We start from the raw sequence: 511 nt of genomic DNA on the forward strand, positions 1-511 counted from the left end.
CGTGTTATGCCATATGCACGGCACAACGAAGTAAGCTTTACTTGCTGGTTTTCTTTTGCGCGCGTGATAGCTCGGATATGTACTTTTTTCGCAAGCCTGCTCCGTATTCTTCATCCATTATATTAATCATTTCATCTTTGATTAAATCCTTTAGGCGTAACTCTTCTATCTCGCGCTCTAAACGTTTAATTTTTTGAGCTGGAGTTTCTTTCGATTTAGGCATGTTGGCTATATAAGTTGGTTTAGACCAATCTAATTTACCATGTTTTCGCAGCCATACCAGAACGGTACTACGACCTTGAATGCCGTAATGACTTTGCGCTTGTTTATAAGTGAAGTCGCCTTTTTCTACTTGCTCAACAATAGATAATTTAAAGCCTAATGTATAATCTCGCTGAGTACGCTTAACGTCTTTAGTTTTAGTGGTTTTCATCAGGAGTTCGGGCTTTTGCGTTTAGTGTTATGTCTTGTCCTGAAATGTGTTTACACATTTAGGACTTATTTTATGAAA

At 38.0% G+C, this 511-nt stretch carries 1 pseudogene; it reads right to left on the reverse strand.

The window, feature by feature from the left end:
• Nucleotides 1-433 (reverse strand): annotated as a pseudogene (locus CWC11_RS20005) (IS3 family transposase); the annotation flags it as partial.
• Between the last annotated feature and the right edge of the window lie 78 nt (nucleotides 434-511).

The organism is Pseudoalteromonas sp. S3178, assembly GCF_005886985.1.
Classification (GTDB): Bacteria; Pseudomonadota; Gammaproteobacteria; order Enterobacterales; family Alteromonadaceae; genus Pseudoalteromonas; species Pseudoalteromonas carrageenovora.